The sequence below is a fragment of the Massilia sp. LXY-5 genome (genome assembly GCF_059801075.1).
Map to the genome: position 1 here is coordinate 331340 of NZ_JBNNEH010000001.1, position 17471 is coordinate 348810.

General features: G+C 63.7%; 17 protein-coding genes. 7 read left to right on the plus strand and 10 right to left on the minus strand.

The genetic code is table 11. The features are described from left to right. Positions 1-40: 40 nt before the first annotated feature. Positions 41-1177: a YbdK family carboxylate-amine ligase gene (locus ACI48I_RS01500; protein WP_498573130.1), complete on the minus strand. Its 1137-nt coding sequence runs from the start codon at positions 1175-1177 to the stop codon at positions 41-43. Then, entirely contained in the window at positions 1167-2369 is a 1203-nt protein-coding gene (locus tag ACI48I_RS01505) for a cation:proton antiporter (protein WP_498573131.1), read from the minus strand. Before ACI48I_RS01505 ends, ACI48I_RS01500 begins: the two co-directional genes overlap by 11 nt. A 175-nt stretch (positions 2370-2544) precedes the next feature. Here ACI48I_RS01505 and ACI48I_RS01510 point away from each other — a divergent pair, with 175 nt between their 5' ends. After that, positions 2545-3150 (plus strand): CPBP family intramembrane glutamic endopeptidase, encoded by a 606-nt coding sequence (locus ACI48I_RS01510; RefSeq protein ID WP_498573132.1) that lies wholly within the window; start codon positions 2545-2547, stop codon positions 3148-3150. Positions 3151-3276: 126 nt separating this feature from the next. Here ACI48I_RS01510 and ACI48I_RS01515 read toward each other — a convergent pair whose 3' ends face one another. The 3 genes from ACI48I_RS01515 to ACI48I_RS01525 are packed head-to-tail and all read right to left on the minus strand — an operon-like array spanning position 3277 to position 5894. Then, entirely contained in the window at positions 3277-4449 is a 1173-nt protein-coding gene (locus ACI48I_RS01515; protein WP_193688321.1) for a vWA domain-containing protein, read from the minus strand. Positions 4450-4452: 3 nt separating this feature from the next. Continuing rightward, complete coding sequence (locus ACI48I_RS01520) at positions 4453-5043, minus strand: GNAT family N-acetyltransferase (RefSeq protein WP_193688322.1); 591 nt, start codon at positions 5041-5043, stop codon at positions 4453-4455. Beyond that, the gene (locus ACI48I_RS01525) at positions 5040-5894 is read right to left on the minus strand and encodes an AAA family ATPase (RefSeq protein ID WP_193688323.1); all 855 of its coding nucleotides are present in this window, start codon (positions 5892-5894) and stop codon (positions 5040-5042) included. Before ACI48I_RS01525 ends, ACI48I_RS01520 begins: the two co-directional genes overlap by 4 nt. Positions 5895-6073: 179 nt before the next feature. Between ACI48I_RS01525 and ACI48I_RS01530 the strand changes: the two genes are divergently transcribed. Then, positions 6074-6409 (plus strand): c-type cytochrome, encoded by a 336-nt coding sequence (locus ACI48I_RS01530; RefSeq protein WP_193688324.1) that lies wholly within the window; start codon positions 6074-6076, stop codon positions 6407-6409. Between the two features lie 12 nt (positions 6410-6421). Further along, positions 6422-6763, plus strand: a complete 342-nt coding sequence (locus ACI48I_RS01535) for a c-type cytochrome (RefSeq protein ID WP_193688325.1) — start codon at positions 6422-6424, stop codon at positions 6761-6763. 56 nt (positions 6764-6819) lie between these two features. Here the strand turns inward: ACI48I_RS01535 and ACI48I_RS01540 are convergent, their stop codons facing one another. From ACI48I_RS01540 to ACI48I_RS01550, 3 genes are all read right to left on the minus strand, one after another. Further along, the gene (locus ACI48I_RS01540) at positions 6820-7248 is read right to left on the minus strand and encodes a DUF1841 family protein (protein WP_193688326.1); all 429 of its coding nucleotides are present in this window, start codon (positions 7246-7248) and stop codon (positions 6820-6822) included. 64 nt (positions 7249-7312) lie between these two features. Continuing rightward, positions 7313-8881 carry a retroviral-like aspartic protease family protein gene (locus tag ACI48I_RS01545; protein ID WP_498573133.1) on the minus strand — a complete coding sequence of 523 codons (1569 nt, stop codon included), beginning with the start codon at positions 8879-8881 and terminating at the stop codon, positions 7313-7315. A 133-nt stretch (positions 8882-9014) separates the two neighbouring features. Continuing rightward, positions 9015-9635, minus strand: a complete 621-nt coding sequence (locus tag ACI48I_RS01550) for an RNA pyrophosphohydrolase (RefSeq protein ID WP_193688328.1) — start codon at positions 9633-9635, stop codon at positions 9015-9017. A gap of 204 nt (positions 9636-9839) precedes the next feature. Between ACI48I_RS01550 and ACI48I_RS01555 the strand changes: the two genes are divergently transcribed. The 4 genes from ACI48I_RS01555 to ACI48I_RS01570 all read left to right on the plus strand — a co-directional run bounded on the left by ACI48I_RS01555 (position 9840) and on the right by ACI48I_RS01570 (position 15126). Beyond that, positions 9840-11570 carry a proline--tRNA ligase gene (locus tag ACI48I_RS01555; RefSeq protein WP_498573134.1) on the plus strand — a complete coding sequence of 577 codons (1731 nt, stop codon included), beginning with the start codon at positions 9840-9842 and terminating at the stop codon, positions 11568-11570. Next, positions 11570-12217 (plus strand): lytic transglycosylase domain-containing protein, encoded by a 648-nt coding sequence (locus tag ACI48I_RS01560; RefSeq protein WP_193688330.1) that lies wholly within the window; start codon positions 11570-11572, stop codon positions 12215-12217. Before ACI48I_RS01555 ends, ACI48I_RS01560 begins: the two co-directional genes overlap by 1 nt. Before the next feature lie 66 nt (positions 12218-12283). Continuing rightward, positions 12284-13714, plus strand: coding sequence for an alkaline phosphatase (locus tag ACI48I_RS01565; RefSeq protein ID WP_498573135.1), 1431 nt, complete (start codon positions 12284-12286; stop codon positions 13712-13714). Positions 13715-13737: 23 nt separating this feature from the next. Then, positions 13738-15126: an alkaline phosphatase gene (locus tag ACI48I_RS01570; protein ID WP_498573136.1), complete on the plus strand. Its 1389-nt coding sequence runs from the start codon at positions 13738-13740 to the stop codon at positions 15124-15126. Positions 15127-15329: 203 nt separating this feature from the next. On the opposite strand, the gene ACI48I_RS01575 is transcribed toward ACI48I_RS01570, so the two are convergent. Beyond that, positions 15330-15731, minus strand: a complete 402-nt coding sequence (locus tag ACI48I_RS01575; protein WP_056343657.1) for an SWIB/MDM2 domain-containing protein — start codon at positions 15729-15731, stop codon at positions 15330-15332. Between the two features lie 249 nt (positions 15732-15980). Further along, a complete protein-coding gene (ffh, locus tag ACI48I_RS01580; RefSeq protein WP_193688334.1) occupies positions 15981-17348 on the minus strand; it encodes a signal recognition particle protein in 1368 nt (455 codons plus the stop codon). Between the last annotated feature and the right edge of the window lie 123 nt (positions 17349-17471).

A 17471-nucleotide genomic window follows, 5' to 3' on the forward strand; every position in this document is an offset into this window, starting at 1 on the left:
GCCGCGTGATCAATCTTGGAACGGTGGTGCAATCGAAACGCTACCTGCGCCGGAACCGCCGCTCGCCGCGAAACCAGTTGATCGCCGCATGCACCATCCCCTCGACGCTGCCCTGCTGCTCGTACTGCTGCCGCAGCAGCGTCGCGTCACTGCCATGCGTCGCCGCCAGCGCCAGGTGCTTTAAACCATCCAGGCTCCCCAGCGCCGCGGCATACGGCTCCATTTTATTCAGCGTCGCCAGGATATCCTCGCGCAGCGACACCGTTTCGTAGGTCTTCGGATGCGTGATCGCTCCCTCCAGCCCGAAGCGGCAAGCCTGGAAGCGGTTGTAGTTATAGACGAGGTAATCGTCCTCGACCGGCGGCTCGTCGAAGCGTTCCAGAAGATAGCTGCACAGCGCCTGCAGATAGGCCGCCAGCGCCGCCGCGCGTTCCACCGTCAGCGGCGTGTCGCACACGCGCAGCTCGATCGTGCCGTACTCGGGTTTCGGGCGCAGGTCCCAGTAAAAATCCTTCATGCTCTTGACGATGCCGGTGCGCTCCATCTTGGCGAAATAGGCCGACTCGAACTCCGCCCAGCTGAGCATGAAGGGCGCGCGCCCGCTCATCGGGAAGGCGAACACGGAATTCAGGCGCGCCGAATCGAAATGACTGTCGTGGCCCTGCACGAAGGGAGAAGAGCTCGACAAGGCGATGAAATGCGGGATGTAGCGGCTCAAGGCGTGCAGCAGGTACATGGCGTTGTCGCCGTCGCCGCAGCCGATGTGCACGTGCTGGCCGAACACGGTAAATTGCTTGGCCAGGTAGCCGTACAGCGAGGACAAATGTTCGAAGCGGGCTTTCGGAAAAATCTTCTGTTCCGACCAGTGCTGGAAAGGGTGGGTGCCGCCGCCGGCGATGCCGATGTTCAGCTGGTCGCCGGCTGCGACCAGGGTGTCGCGGATTTCCTGCAATTCGGCCAGCAGCGCCGGATAGGTCGATTGCACGCTCGAATTAATCTCGATCATGCTCTCGGTGATCTCCGGCGTCACGTTGCCGGGGAAGGGCTTGCGGGCCAGCAGGTGCAGCAAATCCGGGCTGGCGGCAGTGAGGTCGAAGTCGGACAGGCTGACCAGCTGCAACTCGAGTTCGACCCCGAAGGTCAGCGGCGTGGACTGGGTAAACGGTTCAAGGGGCATGCGACGCCTCCGGGCGGGTCTCTGGTATTTCGCGTGCCCACACCAGGGCGCGCTGGATGATGATCGGCCCGAACACTTCCAATAACATCGTCACCGCCGCCACCGAACGCAGTTCCTCGACGACGTGCACGCCGGCCAGCCGCGCGTGTTCCAGCAGCAGGATCACGAACACGGACAATGGCGCCAGCGCCACGCCGGCCAGCGCCCCCTTGCGCCAGGAGATGCCCGCCAGGTGGGAAAAGGCCATGACGCCTGCCGTCTTGGTAACCAGGCGCGCCAACACGAGCACGGCGGCAAGCAGGCTGCCGGCCGCGACCTTCTGCCAGTCGAGGGTCGAAGCGGCGAACACGAACAACAACACCGTCAGCAATTCGCCCAGCGCTCCAAAGCCGCGCTGGGCCTGGCTGAAGGCGACGCGCCGGTGGCGCGCGACCAGGCCAAAGGCGAGCGTCGACACCACCGGCGACAAGCCGCCCGCATACGACAGGGCGACCAGCAAAATCACCGCCAGCGCAAAGGCGGCGGTCGCATCCTGGCGCGGATTCCTGAGTCCACGCAGCAGCGCCGGCACGGCCAGGCCGAACACGGCGCCGGTCAGGATCGACATTGCCAGTAACACCAGGCTGTTCCAGATGGCGTCGCCCAGGTCCTCGAAGGTGCGGAAAATCCAGAACGCCACGATGACATTGAACGCGAACACGGCCAGCACGCAGTTCTGGGCCGTCAGGTGCAGCACGCGTTCCGTCACCTGGCCCGAACTGCGCTGTTCGTTGATGACCCGCACCACGGTGGCGGGCGAGGTCGCCATCGACAGCGAGGCCAGCATCAGCGCCGTCATCTGCGCCGAACCGAAGGCGCCTGCGATGAAGTAGACGGCAATGAAGGTGGCCAGCGATTCGGCCAGCCCGCTGACGCCGATCCAGGGATTGGTGCGCAGCCAGTGCAGGTTGATGCGGTAGCCGAGCTCGAACAGGATCAGGCCGAAGGCGACGTCGGCCAGCATCGATACGGGGCCAATGTCGGGAAGCGGCAGGATGCCGAGCTGCGGGCTGCCCAGCGCGAAGCCCACCAGGCCGTAAAAACTAATGCGCGGCAAGCCGGTCCAGCGCTGCCCGAATTCCCCCGCGATCCAGGCGATGGCGATCGCGAACGGCCACGCGAGGCTGGTCAGGATCGGCAACAGGTCGAGCATGCGGGCTCCTTGAGGGGAACGGGTCTTTGTCGATTTTACAAGACTGGTATGGTGCAGGCTGCACACGATTGGACCTGTGAATAACGGAAGAGTTCGTTGTCAGGGGAGCTGGCGCTGGCTAGAATGGCGGGCCCCTATCGATTCCTCATTCGTCGCTTCGCCCCGACGTGCTTTCATGCCCCAACCGAATGCCCCGCAAACGCAGCCCCAGCCGGGCCGCGCGCCGATCCGCCTTCTCGCCCAGGTGCTGACCTGCGTCGCCTTTTCGCTGATCGCATTGTTGATCATCTTTTTTGCGCAGGCGCAGCCCTTGTCCGTCTTCCGTGGCCCGATGACGCTCGGTGAGCAGTTGCTGCTCGGCCTCGGCCTGTCGGCGCTGGCGGCGGTGGCTTCCTATGTCAGCTTCCGCCTGACGGCGACATCCGAGGCGACCGCGAACACGATCAAGGCCTACGGCCGGCTGGACCTGTCGGGCTTCAATCCCGTCTGGATCAGCCTGGCCGCCGCGATCGGCGAAGAGCTGCTGTTCCGCGCGGCGCTGCAGCCGCTGCTGGGGGTGTGGATCACCTCGGTGATCTTCCTGCTGACGCATACGCCGGTGTACCAGTTCCGGCGTTTGAACCGCGCGACGCTGGTGCAGGCGGCGGGGGTGTTCGGGGCCAGCGTGGCGCTCGGCTTCATTTACCAGTACGTCGGACTGCTGGCCGCGATGATGGTGCACACGGCGCTTGATGTGATCGGGTTGTATGTGGTGCGCAATGCGGTGCGGGGAGCGCGCTGAGGCGGAGTGGCTGATCACATTGTGAACGCGTGGGCATGCCCACCCTACGTCGTGCATCGGCCTGTGACTGCGATGTAGCGTAGGGTGGGCATGCCCACGCGTGACGCGTGAAAGGCCCGCAGCCCTTTATTTACTCAACAAACGCATCGCCCGCTCCAATCCTTCGAGCGTCACCGGGAACATCCGGTTGTTCATGATCTGGCGAATGACGGCAATCGACTGCCGGTATTGCCACAGATGTTCCGGCTCCGGATTGAGCCAGGCGAACTTCGGAAAGGCGCGGCAGAAGCGGGCCAGCCATTCGGCGCCGGCCTCCTCGTTGTTGTATTCGACCGAGCCGCCCGGCGCCAGCACCTCGTAGGGGCTCATGGTCGCGTCGCCGACGAAAATGATGCGGGTGTCGTTCGGGTACTTGCGCAGCACGTCCCAGGTGTCGAAGCGCTCGGCGTGGCGGCGGCGGTTGTTCTTCCACAGGTAGTCATACACGCAGTTGTGGAAGTAATAGAACTCCATGTTCTTGAATTCGCTCTTCGCCGCCGAGAACAGCTCCTCGGTGCGCTCGATGTGGTCGTCCATGGTGCCGCCCACGTCCAGTAACATCACCACCTTGATCCGGTTCTTGCGCTCGGGCTGCATGCGGATGTCGAGGTAGCCGGCATTATTCGCCGTGGCGTGCACCGTCGCGTCGAGCGCGAATTCGTCGAGGGCGCCGGTGCGCGCGAAGCGGCGTAGGCGGCGCAGGGCGACCTTGATGTTGCGGGTGCCGAGTTCACGCTCGTCGTCGTAGTCCTTGTACGAGCGCTGGTCCCACACCTTGACTGCCGTGCGGTTGCGGCCGGCGCCGCCGATGCGTACCCCTTCCGGATTGGTGCCGCCATGCCCGAACGGCGACGTCCCGCCGGTGCCGATCCACTTGCTGCCGCCTTCGTGGCGCTCCTTCTGCTCCTTCAGCAGTTCGTTCAGGCGGTCCATCAGCTTGTCGTAGCCGAATTTTTCCAGCGCCGCCTTCTGCTCGGGCGTCAGCTCGCGCTCCATGCGTTTGATCAGCCAGTCGAGCGGGATCTCGCCTTTACTGGTGTCGAACACGGCCTCGATGCCCTTGAAGTAGCTGCCGAAGGCGCGGTCGAACTTGTCGAAATGGGCTTCGTCCTTGACCAGCACCAGGCGCGCGAGATAGTAGAACTCGTCGAGGGAAGGGGCGATGACGCTCTTTTCCAGGGCCTCGAGCAGGGTCAGGAACTCCTTGATCGAGACCGGGACTTTCGCGTTACGCAGCGCGAAGAAAAAATCGATCAGCATGGTTTATGCGGTGGCGTGCCGCGTCAGTTGATAGTGCAGGTGCGTCTTGATCTCATGCCATTCGCCGCGCACGATGCTGTACATGACGGTATCGCGCACGGTGCCGTCGCGCCGCGCGCCGTGGTGGCGGATGACGCCGTCCTTCTTTGCACCCAGCCGTTCGATGGCCTTCTGCGAGGCATAGTTGAAATTATCGGTGCGAAAACCCACCACCGCGCAGCCGAGGGTGTCGAAGGCATGCGAGAGCAGGAGCAGCTTGCAGCTGGTGTTCACGTGAGTACGCTGGACGCTTTTCGCGTACCAGGTGTAGCCGATCTCGACCCGGTCGACGGCGGGCAGGATGTCGTGGTAGCTGGTGGTGCCGAGCACGGCGCCGCTCGAGGAATCGACCACGGCGAACGGGATGCGGTCCGCCATTTCCAGCGCGGTGTGCACATAGGCCTGGGTGCGGTGCGGCTCCGGCACCGAGGTCACGCGCAGGTTCCACAGCTCGCCGTCGGCGGCGGCCAGGCGCAGGCCGTCGACGTGTTCGAGGCGCAAGGGCTCCAGGCGCACGCCGTTGAATTCGAGCGCCGTCGGCTCGACGTGGATCATCGGTTCATCCTCGACATGGAGAGGAGGCGTTCGAACAGGTGCACGTCCTGCTCGTTTTTCAGCAGGGCGCCATGCAGCGGCGGGACGACGGTTTTGTTGTCCTTGCTGTGCAGGGCTTCGGCCGGGATGTCCTCGGCCATCAGGAGTTTCAGCCAGTCGAGGAATTCCGAAGTCGAAGGCTTCTTCTTGATGCCGGGGATGTCGCGCACGTCATAAAAACTCTGCAAGGCGGCAGCCAGCAGCTCCTGCTTCAGGCGCGGGTAGTGGACCTGCACGATGTCGGCCATCGTTTCCCGGTCCGGGAATTTGATGTAGTGGAAGAAGCAGCGGCGCAGGAAAGCGTCCGGCAGTTCCTTCTCGTTGTTGGAGGTGATGATCACCAGCGGACGGTGTTTGGCGACGACCATTTCGCGCGTCTCGTAGACGTAGAACTCCATGCGGTCGAGTTCGCGCAACAGATCGTTCGGGAACTCGATGTCGGCCTTGTCGATCTCGTCGATCAGCAGGACCACCGGTTCCGGGGCGGTAAACGCCTGCCACAGCACACCCTTGACGATATAGTTGTGGATGTCGCGCACGCGCTCGTCGCCCAGCTGCGAATCGCGCAGGCGCGAGACGGCGTCGTATTCGTACAGGCCCTGCTGGGCCTTGGTGGTCGATTTGACGTGCCACTGCAGCAGCGGCATGTCCAATGCGGCCGCCACTTCCTCGGCCAGCATGGTTTTACCGGTGCCGGGCTCGCCCTTGATGAGCAGAGGACGCTGCAGCGTCAGGGCGGCATTCACGGCCAGCTTCAGGTCGTCGGTGGCGACATAGCTCTCGGTGCCTTCGAAACGGGGATGGGCTTGCATACGCGTCAATGGAAAGAGGATAAATTCCGAGTATATGCCAGAATTTCGAGGCTGGTGCAGCTGCCACGGATGGGCGCACGACGTTGGTAGACTGCAATCTTTTGTTGGGCTAGAATCAACAGCTTGGTACTTGTTTTTGCGGTAGCGGTATTCGATTAAAAAATTTTGCGATTCCCACCATGAAAAAACTTTTGGCAGTACTCGCGCTGGCAGCTTGCGCCGGCTCGGCTTCGGCGGCGGACGTCGTCGGTAACCCGAAGGCAGCCCCGAACAAGATCGAAATGTGTATCGGTTGCCACGGCATCCCCGGCTATAAAGCCAGCTTCCCCGAGGTCTACCAGGTGCCGATGATCGGCGGCCAGTCGGCCAAGTACATCGAATCCGCGCTGCACGCCTACAAGAAGGGCGACCGCAAGCATCCATCGATGCGCGGCATCGCCGCCAGCCTGTCGGACCAGGACATCGCCGACGTCGCCGCCTATTATTCGCAGCAGAACGCCCAGACCCGCAAGTAAGGACCACACGCCATGAAAAAACTGATCATCGCGCTGGCCCTCGGCGCCGTCTCCTTCAGTGCCGCCGCCGCTGACGTCAAGCGCGGCGAAGAGCTGACCAAGAAATACAATTGCGCCTCCTGCCATGGCGCCGACTTCACCAAACCAATCGACCCGAGCTATCCGAAGCTTGCCGGCCAGCACGCCGACTACATCGCCCACGCCCTGATGGCCTATAAACGCGGCGGCGACCAGGCCAACGGCCGCAGCAACCCGATCATGGCCGGCTTTGCGAAACCGCTGTCGAACCAGGACATGGCCGACATCGGCGCTTACCTGCACAGCCTGCCGTCGCAGCTGGTGGTGAGCAAGTAAGCGGCTAGCAGGAAGCGTGATGCGAAAAGGCGGCCTTGGCCGCCTTTGTCGTTTTATCAGCGCGTCGCGCGCCTTCTGACGCAATCGATGTATGCCTCGGTATCCGGCGGCACGCCGTTCCGCTGCGAGGTCCAGATCATCTCGCCCAGGCACTCCATGATGTCGTGGTGGGCATCGTGCTCGCCGATGCGGGCGACCAGCAGGTCGTGCGCGGCCTTGATACCGCGCGGCTGGTCGATCGAGACCTGTTCGGCGATCGACAGGTGCATCGACAGGTGCAAGAACGGGTTCGGCTGGCCGCCTTCGACCGAATAGTCGCGCGCGACGGCCGCGTCGGCGTCCATCAGGGCGTCGTGGTATTCGGGGTGCTGGACGATCCAGTCGGCGGCGATGGCGTCCATCGGCGTCAGGATCTCGCCGGCGCGTTGCTTGCGGAAGGCGTCGCAGAAAAAGCGGCGCACGTCGTGCGAGGACGGTGTAAACATGGTGGAAACGGGAAGGCGGTGGGGAAGGGCGTCATTGTAGCGCGCCGCCAGCGCCTGCGCTGACTCAAGCCTGCGGCGGCGGTGGTGGCGGTGGCGGTGGCTGCGGTGACTGCGGCCGGGGAAGGGCGGCCGCCGCGTTCGGGCACCCGAGGCTGGTGCGCTGCTCGGCCAGGGCCGGCAAGGCCGCCTGGTCGCCATGCGCGCTGTGCCACTGCCCCATGGCCTGGACCGTCTGGCAGCTGCGCTCCCGCGACAGTTTGGCGTCCTTGGCCGCTGCCGCGAGCACCTGCGCTGCGTTCAGCTTTCCGAGATAGAAATCGGTGATCGGCGCGGGCCATTCGTTGTCGCGGTTGGCCAGGCGCGCGTCGGCTAGTTCGGTTCTTGCCAACTCGGCCTGGCCGCTACGCACGCGTGCCAGATACAGGTCCAGCGCCGCCGCGTGGTGCGTGGGCAGCTTGTCCAGTCCGGCACGCAGCCGGGTGACGGCTTCGCCGTATTTGCTCTCCAGCAGCAACCTGTGTCCGGTCAGGATATTGGCTTCGGCATTCCCTGCGCGCGCCGCCTTTTCCGCCCATTGCGCGGCCAGCGCGGGGTCGCGCGGCACCAGCTTGCCTGCCATGTAATAGGTGGCCAGCGCCATCTGGGCGTCGGCATTGCCGGCCTCGGCCTCGGCCTGGATCCACGGCTCGAGTGTGTGCCGCTGGCCGAAGGGTTCGCCGCCGATATAGGACAGGTAGATCTTTTCCTGGCTCATCGCGAACAACACGCGGTGCGCGCGCAGGAAGTCGGCGCCCAGCAATACCTCGGCCGTGCCTTCGTAGTCGAGGACCCCGACCTCGGCATTGTGCACGACTTCATCGCCGATTTCGAAGCGCTTGAAGGTCGTGCGCCAGCGGGCGACCTTGCGCGTGCCCACGCCGGTGGCCTCGCCCGCCCGTACGAGCTCCGGGGCGTCGAGTGCGAGGCCCGCGCGCCTGGCCGCGTTCAGGGTCACGAAGGAGGTGCTGGCGCCGCTGTCGATGATCGCGTCCAGTTTCACGCCGTTGACGACGACCGTGAAATGGGGATTGGCCGCGGCGTGCATGTGTTTGTCGAAGGGCAGGACCACTGCGTTCTGGTCCCAGTAACCGAGGAAATGGTCGCCGCAGTCCTTTGGCCGGAAGAATTTCAGTTCTTTCGTGGCGAGCGATATTTCCAGGTCCGACTGCAGCAGAAAGGGGGCACCGACCAGCGCCTCGTAGTGCGGGCGGATGCCGAACTCCGTCAGCACACGCAGCCAGGTACGGCCGCTCTTTGCCGGACCGATCGAAAACTCGTCGACACGGGTCTGGTAGATCCAGGCGTTGCCGCCGATGCCGTAAGCGCTCTCGCCCGTGTTGCGCAAGGCGAGCTTGCGGCGTTCGGTGGCGGTCCTGGTCAGGAGCGTCTGGAAGGAGCCGGTGTCGACGATCATCGTCGCTGCCGTACCATTGATGCTGCCCTCGGTCGTGATGTCCAGGCCGATGCCGGCATAGCGCAAGGGCAGGCGCGCCACCTCCACGTATTTGCAGCCGGGTTCGGCCGCCGTGGCGAAGGAAGAGAACAATGGAGATGCAAGGAGGACGCTGCACAGCAGGTGGCGATAAGCATTCATGCAACTAATTCTAAACGGAAACTTTCCTGTTTAGTAACTTTTTGCCATGAACGCCGCGCGAAAAAAAAGCAAGCGACACCGTCTGCACGGTGTGCCTGCTTTTCATGGCCTCGCGGCCGATGTGACGGACGCCTTACTTGTCCGGCGCCAGCATCAGTTGTTGCGTTTCGGCCCCGGCCTCGTGCAGCTTGGCCGGGGGTTTCCCGGCGCTGCTTCCCTGCCCACGCGGCTGGCGCAGGTAGCGCGCGCTGTGGCGCCGCTCGCCGTGCCCGCTGCCCGGCGGACTGGTGAGGAAACGCGACAGCTCCTGCAATGCGCGCTGGTAGACGTCGCGCTTGAACTCGATGACCACGTCCAGCGGCACCCAGTAATCGTGCCAGCGCCAGGCGTCGAACTCCGGATGGTCGGTCAGGCGCAGGTTGACGTCGTTGTCGCGCGCAACCATGCGCAACAGGAACCAGATCTGCTTCTGGCCGCGGTAATGGCCGCGAATTTCCCGCTTGATGAAATGGTCGGGCACCTCATAGCGCAGCCAGTCGCGGGTGCGGCCCACGATCTTGACATGCTCCTGGCGCAAACCGATTTCCTCCTCGAGCTCGCGGTACATCGCCTGTTCCGGCGTCTCGCCGTATTTGATACCCCCTTGCGGAAACTGCCATGAGTGCTCGCGCACCCGCTTGCCCCACCACACCTCGTTGTTGGCGTTAAGCAGGATGATGCCGACGTTGGGGCGGAACCCTTCCCGATCGAGCATAAAACACCTCGAAACTTTCTGCCAGCCTTTGTGTCTCTTACATTTTTACCTACAAATCCACACGTCAGCTTCCCTCGTGCACGACGAAAACGGCGGACGCTGCGTGTTCCGGACCCATTTGTACAAAGATTGGACGCATCAGCCAGCTAATCCTTTAAAATTAGGTCGATTATAACTCTCTCTTTTTAAAAAGAATTCATCGATATGCGCGCCTCACGATTTTTTATTTCTACGCTTAAAGAAGCGCCATCCGACGCCGAGATCGTCAGCCACCAGCTCATGATGCGCGCCGGCATGATCAAGCGCCTGGGTTCGGGCATCTATACGTACATGCCGACCGGCCTGCGCGTGATCCGCAAGGTCGAGGCCATCATCCGTGAAGAAATGAACAAGTCAGGCGCCCTCGAACTCCTGATGCCGCTGGTGCAGCCAGCCGAGCTGTGGCAGGAAACCGGCCGCTGGGACAAGATGGGTCCTGAACTCATGCGCGTCAAGGACCGCCACGGCCGCGAGTACGCCATCCAGCCGACCTCGGAAGAAGTCATCACCGACGTCGTGCGCAGCGAAATCAAATCCTATCGCCAGCTGCCGCTGAATTTTTATCACATCCAGACCAAGTTCCGCGACGAGCGCCGTCCGCGCTTCGGCCTGATGCGCGGCCGCGAATTCACGATGAAGGACGCGTATTCGTTCGACCGCGACGTCGAGGGCATGCAGAAGTCCTACGGGATCATGTTCGATGCCTATGTCCGCATTTTTAACCGTTTTGGTTTGAAATTCCGCGCGGTGGCGGCGGATAACGGGGCGATTGGCGGCACCGGCTCGCACGAATTCCACGTCATCGCCTCGACCGGCGAAGACGCGCTGGTCTACTGCCCGGACTCGGATTTCGCGGCCAACATGGAAGCGGCCGAGGCGCTGGCCATCGGCGAGCGCGGCGCGGCCTCCGAACAAATGACCAAGGTGCCGACGCCAGGTAAAACCAAGTGCGAAAGCGTGGCCGAGCTGCTGAACCTGCCGCTGTCGCGCACCGTCAAGACCATTGCGCTGACGGTCGAAAAGGAAGAAGAGGGCAAGGTTTCCAAACAATACTTCATGCTGCTGCTGCGCGGCGACCATGAACTGAACGAGGTAAAAGTCGGCAAGGTCGCGGGCCTGGCGAACCACCGCTTCTCGACCGAAGCGGAAATCCAGGAAGTCTACGGCACCGCGCCGGGCTACCTGGGTCCAGTCTCGCCAAAAATGCCGGTGACCATTGTTGCCGACCGCACGGTCGCCAACATGAGCGATTTCGTCTGCGGCGCCAACAAGCTTGATTACCACCTGACGGGTGTGAACTGGGGCCGCGACCTGCCGGAACCGATCGTTGCCGACCTGCGCAACGTGGTCGAAGGCGACGCTTCGCCGGACGGTAAAGGTGTGCTCGCCATCGAGCGCGGCATCGAAGTGGGTCATGTGTTCCAGCTCGGCACGGCGTACTCCGAAAAGATGGGCGCAACTTACCTCGACGAAAACGGCAAGCCGGCCCCGCTGCAGATGGGCTGCTACGGCATCGGCGTGACGCGCATCCTGGGCGCGGCGATCGAGCAGAATTTCGATGACAAGGGCATCGTCTGGCCGGACGCGCTGGCGCCGTTCCAGCTCGTGCTGTGCCCGATGGGCATGGACCGCAGCGAGATGGTCAAGGCGCAGGTCGAGCAGCTGTACGCCGACCTGCAAGCTGCCGGCGTGGACGTGATCGTCGACGACCGCGGCCTGCGTCCGGGCGCGATGTTCGCCGACTGGGAACTGATCGGCGTGCCGCACCGCGTCGTCATCGGCGAGCGCGGACTGAAGGAAGGCAACCTGGAATACCAGGGCCGCCGCGACACCGAGGCAACCGCCGTGCCGGTGGCGGAGATGGTCGCCTTCATCAAGGGCAAGCTGGGCCAGTGATGCGGCAGGGTTTCCACGGCCGGGCCACGGCCTGGCTGGGCGGCCTTGCGTTCGCGGCACTTCTGGCCGCGGGCGGGAGTGCGCACGCCGGCAACCAGAAGGAAGAGGAGATGGCCGATTCGGTGCGCCTGGCGCTGTCGAACGCCATCGCCGACACCCGCCCGCCGAAACCCGCCTTCCGCGACGAGGCGGCACGGGTGCGCTACCAGCAGTGGTTCACCGAGATGTCGGCGCGCCTGAAAAAACGCCTGCCCGACGAGCTCTCGCGCACCGAATTCCTGGAGTCGGCCTGGTACGAAGCGACCCGCGCCGGGCTCGATCCGGGCCTGGTGCTGGGCCTGATCCAGGTCGAATCGGCCTACCGCAAATACGCCGTCTCGATCGCCGGCGCGCGCGGCTACATGCAGGTGATGCCGTTCTGGACCAAGGTCATCGGCGACAACGACCGCCGTAAACTCTTCCACATGCAGACGAACCTGCGCTACGGCTGCTCGATCCTGCGCATGTACATCGACATGGAGCGCGGCGACCTGTACCTCGCCCTGGGCCGCTACAACGGCAGCCGCGGCAGGCCGCAGTATCCGAATGCGGTGCTGGCGGCGTGGAAGAAGTGGGAGTTCAATCCGGTGGCGGTGGCGTCGCGCTAAGCCGATTTTGCCGGGGTCTGCCGGTTGCGGTATACACTCATCGTTTTCCCGCTACGACACCTCATCATGCGAATCAACACCCTTGCCGCCGCGGTCACGCTGGCGGCGCTTGCCGGTTGCGCCGCAACCGGCCCGGCCGCGACCACGCCGCGTCCCGCGGTCGCCGGACAAGCGAAAAACGTCATCTTCTTCCTCGGCGACGGCATGGGCATCAACACCCTCACCGCCGCCCGCATCTACGCCGTCGGCGAAGCCGGCGAGCTGACGATCGACACGCTGCCCGAATCGGCGTTTATCAAAACCTTCTCGAACGACGCACAGGTCACCGACAGCGCCGCCTCGATGTCGGCCTACATGACCGGCGTAAAACAGAACAACGGCGTGATCTCGATGTCGACCGAGACCCGGGCGCTCTCGCCGACGCTCGAGGGCAAGCGCACGGTCAGCCGCTGCAACAACGGCAAGGCGGTGCCGACCCTGGCCGAACTGGCCAAGGCGCGCGGCATGGCCGCCGGCGTCGTCACGACCACCAGCGTCACCGATGCGACCCCTGCCGCGACCTATGCCCACGCCTGCCACCGCAAGCTCGAAGAAGACATTGCCGCGGCCCTGGTGCCGGGCGGCGCCGGCTACAACAAGGCTTTGGGCAGCAGCGGCCTCGATCTCGTCTTCGGCGGCGGACTGCAGCAGTTCACGCCCGTGGACGCCGGCGGCAAGCGCGCCGACGGCCGCAACCTGATCGGAGAATTGCAACATCAAGGCTGGCGCGTCGCATCGACTACGGCGCAGTTGCAGGCACTGGCGGCGAACAGCCAGCCGGCCATCGGCCTGTTCGCCCAGAACCACTTTGCGTATGAAGCGGCGCGCGACCCGGTCAAGCAGCCTCTCTTGAGCGACATGACGGCCAAGGCGATCGACATCCTGTCCACCAACCCGAACGGTTTTTTCCTCGTCGTCGAGGGTGGCCTGATCGACCACGCGCTGCACGCGACCCTTGCCAAGCGCGCCTTGCAGGAAACGGTCGGTTACAACGCCGCCATCAAGACCGCGCTCGATAAAATGAACCGGCTCGATCCGGGTCTGAAGAACACGCTGATCGTCGCCACGGCCGACCATGACCACACCCTCTTGATCAACGGCTACTCGCCGCGCACCGGCAAGACGACGCCGGCGAATCCGGGCATTCTCGGCCTGGTGCGCAGCCTCCCGGACGGCAAGGTCCGCCTCGACAAGGACGGCGCGCCGTTCACGATTCTCGGCTTCGGCACCGGCGAACACCGGGTTGCCGGCAGCCGCAAGGACGTCAAGCTCACCGACGAGATCGCGGCCGGCGACGACTACCACCAGGAGGCCGTGGTGCGCACCAGGGCGGGCAGCGAGACGCATGGCGGCACCGACGTCTACCTCGGCGCGGCCGGCGCCAACGCCGAGCTGTTCCGCGGCACCATCGACAACACCCGTGTGTTCGACCTGATCAAGAACGCGGCGGGCCTGTGAGCCCGGCCGCCAGAAAGCATCCGATGACCAGAACTCTCCTCTCCACGCTGCTGCTGGCAGCATGCTGCACCACGAGCGCGCAGGCCGCAGCACCGGCTGCCAGGCCGCAGGCGAAAAACATCCTCTTCTTCCTCGGCGACGGCATGGGTCCGACCACCATCACGGCCGCGCGCATCTTCAAGGAAGGCGAAGACGGCCTCCTGAACTTCGAACGCCTCGACCGCACCGCGCGCATCAAGACCTACTCGGCGGACGCGCAGGTGACCGACAGCGCGCCCTCGATGGGCGCCTACATGACGGGCGTGAAGATCAACAACGACGTGATCTCGATGAAGGATGCGAAACCGGTCGCTCCCGGCAAGGACGGCAACGGCATCGCCTCCATCGACCGCTGCGGCGCCGGCAACGGCAGTTCTCCGATGACGATCCTGGAACTGGCCAAGGCCGCCGGCAAGTCGGTCGGCGCCGTCACGACGACCGAACTGACGCACGCCACGCCGGCATCGACCTTCTCCCACGTCTGCGACCGCGACATGGCCTACACGATCGCCCAGCAGCTCGTCCCGGGCGGCGCGGGCTACAACACGCGTTTGAAAGACGGCGTCGACGTGCTGATGGGAGGAGGGCGCAACCACTTCACGCCGTTCGACGCGAAGCGCAACCCGAAGGGCCGCGGCGACGGGCGCGACCTGGTCGAGGAGCTGGAAAAACAGGGGTATGCGGTCGCGAACACGCGCGCCGACATGGCCTCGAGCCGGCCGGGTAAAAAATTCCTCGGCCTGTACAGCGCCGAGAGCCATCTCGACTACGCTTCGAAGCGCTCGCCGACCCAGCCGACGCTGGCCGAGATGACGGCCAAGTCGATCGAGCTTTTATCGGGTAATCCGAACGGCTTCTTCCTGATGGTCGAAGGCGGCAAGATCGACCACGCGCTGCACGACACGAACGCGCGCAACGCGCTGATCGAAACGGTCGCTTTCGACGAGGCGATCCAGACCGCGCTGGAGCGCATGCGCGCCATCGACCCCGGCCTCGACAACACCCTGATCGTCGTCACCGCCGACCATGACCACACGATGGTCCTGAACGGCTACCCGAAGCGCGGCAACCCGGTGCTCGACATCGTGCGCGGCTACACGGACGGCGAACCGACCCGCGACGCCGACGGCAAGACGTTTACGACGCTGGTCTTCGGCAACGGCCCGAACCGGCCGGACGTGCGCGCCGACGTCGACAGCGCCCAGGCGCTGGCGCCGGACTATCACCAGGAGACGGGCGTGAAATGGTCGAGCGAGTCGCACGGCGGCGGCGACGTCAAGCTGTACGCGGCAGGGGCGGGCTCGGCGCCGTTCAGGGGGACGATGGAGAATACCCACGTGTTCGACCTGATGAAGGCCGCGGCAGGCTTGTAATCGTCCGTAACGCTATTAGCAACCCGTAGGGTGGGCGGGTCTCCCGCCCACGCGGTGATAGTCAGCTGTAAGATCACCGAACACGATAACGGAGCCGATAACGATCACCGCGTGGGCGGGGAACCCGCCCACCCTACAAAACAAAAAGCCCCGATCTCGCGAGCGGGGCTTTTTAAACATCTGGCCGCAACAGCCAGGTATTCTTATTTCAGGTGATTCGAAATGAGTTTGGTCATTTCGAACATCGAGACCTGGGCCTTGCCACCGAAGACGGCTTTCAGCTTGTCGTCGGCGTTGATCATCTGGCGGTTGTCTGCAGCTTGCAGGTCCGCTTTCTTGATGTATTCCCAGACTTTCTTCGTCACTTCGGTACGTGGCAGCGGCTTGTTGCCGACCACTGCAGCCAGTTCCGCCGATGGGGTCAGTTCTTTCATGAACGCGGCGTTTGGCTTGCGCGCTGCGGCCGGTTTCTTGGCTGCTGCCGCTTTCGGTGCTGCTTCCTTTGCAGGAGCTGCTGCCTTCTTCGCTGCAGGCTTGGCCGCGGCGGCCGGCTTGGCGGCTGCCTTCTTTGCAGGCGCTGCTGGGGATTTCTTGGCTGTTGCCATCTTCGAGCCTCCTAATATGAGAAATTGCGCAATACATCGCACGGCTTATATTGGTGGCGTTTTACTGTTCCTGCAAGTCTTTTTCACCATTTTTTCACTCTGATAAGCCCAAAAAACAGGGTTTATTCGCAACTCGTCCTCATAGAGTGAAAAACTGCAGCAAAACGCATAAAAAACGCCGCGCCGGGAGGGAGCCGGGCGCGGCGTTTGAAGAGGGCAAAAGCGTCCGGAAACGCTAAAGAAAGCCTGTTAACGCATGCCCGGCATCATGCCCTTCATCCCGCGCATCATCTTCATCAGGCCGCCGCCCTTCAGTTTTTTCATCATCGTCTGCATCTGGTCGTACTGATTCAGCATGCGATTGACTTCCTGCACCTGCACGCCGGCGCCGGCCGCGATGCGGCGCTTGCGGTTCGCCTTGATCAGCTCCGGCTTGGCGCGCTCGAGCGGCGTCATGGAATCGATGATGCCGCACATGCGTTTCACCTGCTTCTCGGCCTGGTCCATGTTGGCGCCCGCTGCCGCTTGCTGGAACTGCGCCGGCAGTTTATCGAGCAGCCCCGACATGCCGCCCATCTTCTTCATCTGCGTCAGCTGCGCCTTGAAGTCGTTCATGTCGAAGCGTCCGCCGGCCTTGATCTTGTTGGCCATGTCGGTGGCCGCCTTCTCGTCGACGCCTTTGCGGGCTTCTTCGACCAGCGCCATGATGTCGCCCATGCCCAGCACGCGGCTCGCCATGCGGGTCGGGTCGAAGGCTTCCAGGCCGTCCAGCTTTTCCGAGACGCCGGCGAACTTGATCGGCTTACCCGTCACGTGGCGCACCGAGAGGGCCGCACCGCCGCGCGAATCGCCATCGAGCTTGGTCAGCACGATACCGGTCAGCGGCAGCGCGTCGTTAAACGCTTTCGCCGTGTTGATCGCATCCTGGCCGAGCATGGCGTCGACCACGAACAGGGTCTCGATCGGTTTGACGGCGCCGTGGACGGCGGCGATTTCCTGCATCATCGCTTCGTCGATACCGAGACGGCCGGCGGTGTCGATGATCAGGACGTCGTGGTAGTGCTTCTTCGCCCAGTCCAGCGCATTGAGGGCGATGTCGACCGGCTTGTCGGTGGACGTCGACGGGAAGAAGTCGGCGCCGACCTGCTTCGTCACCGATTCGAGCTGGGCGATTGCGGCGGGACGATACACGTCGGCCGAAACGGTCAGCACCTTTTTCTTCTTCTGTTCCTTCAGGTACTTGGCGAGCTTGCCGACGGTCGTGGTTTTACCCACACCCTGCAGGCCGGCCATCAGGATGATCGCGGGCGGCTGCTGCGCGAACGAGAGCTGGGTCGCGTCGGGGCCGAGGTCGGCGCCCATCAGGGCGGCCAGCTCGCGCTGCACCACGCCGACCAGGGCCTGGCCGGGGCTGAGCGAGCCGATGACTTCTTCGCCCAGCGCTTTTTCCTTGACCTTGGCGATGAATTCGCGCACCGCCGGCAGCGCCACGTCGGCCTCGAGCAGGGCCAGGCGCACTTCGCGCAGCATCTCGGCAGTGTTCGCCTCGGTCAGACGCGCCTCGCCGCGCATCGTCTTGACGACCTTGGCAAGGCGTTGGGTAAGGTTATCTAGCATGTTCTACCTGACTATATATAGAGGACGGCAATTCGGAATCCGTCATTTTACCCTGCGCAACGGCGCGCCGCCCGTCCATGCGCCGTTCATATCGCGAATTTTTGGCCGCAGTTCTGCTGCTTG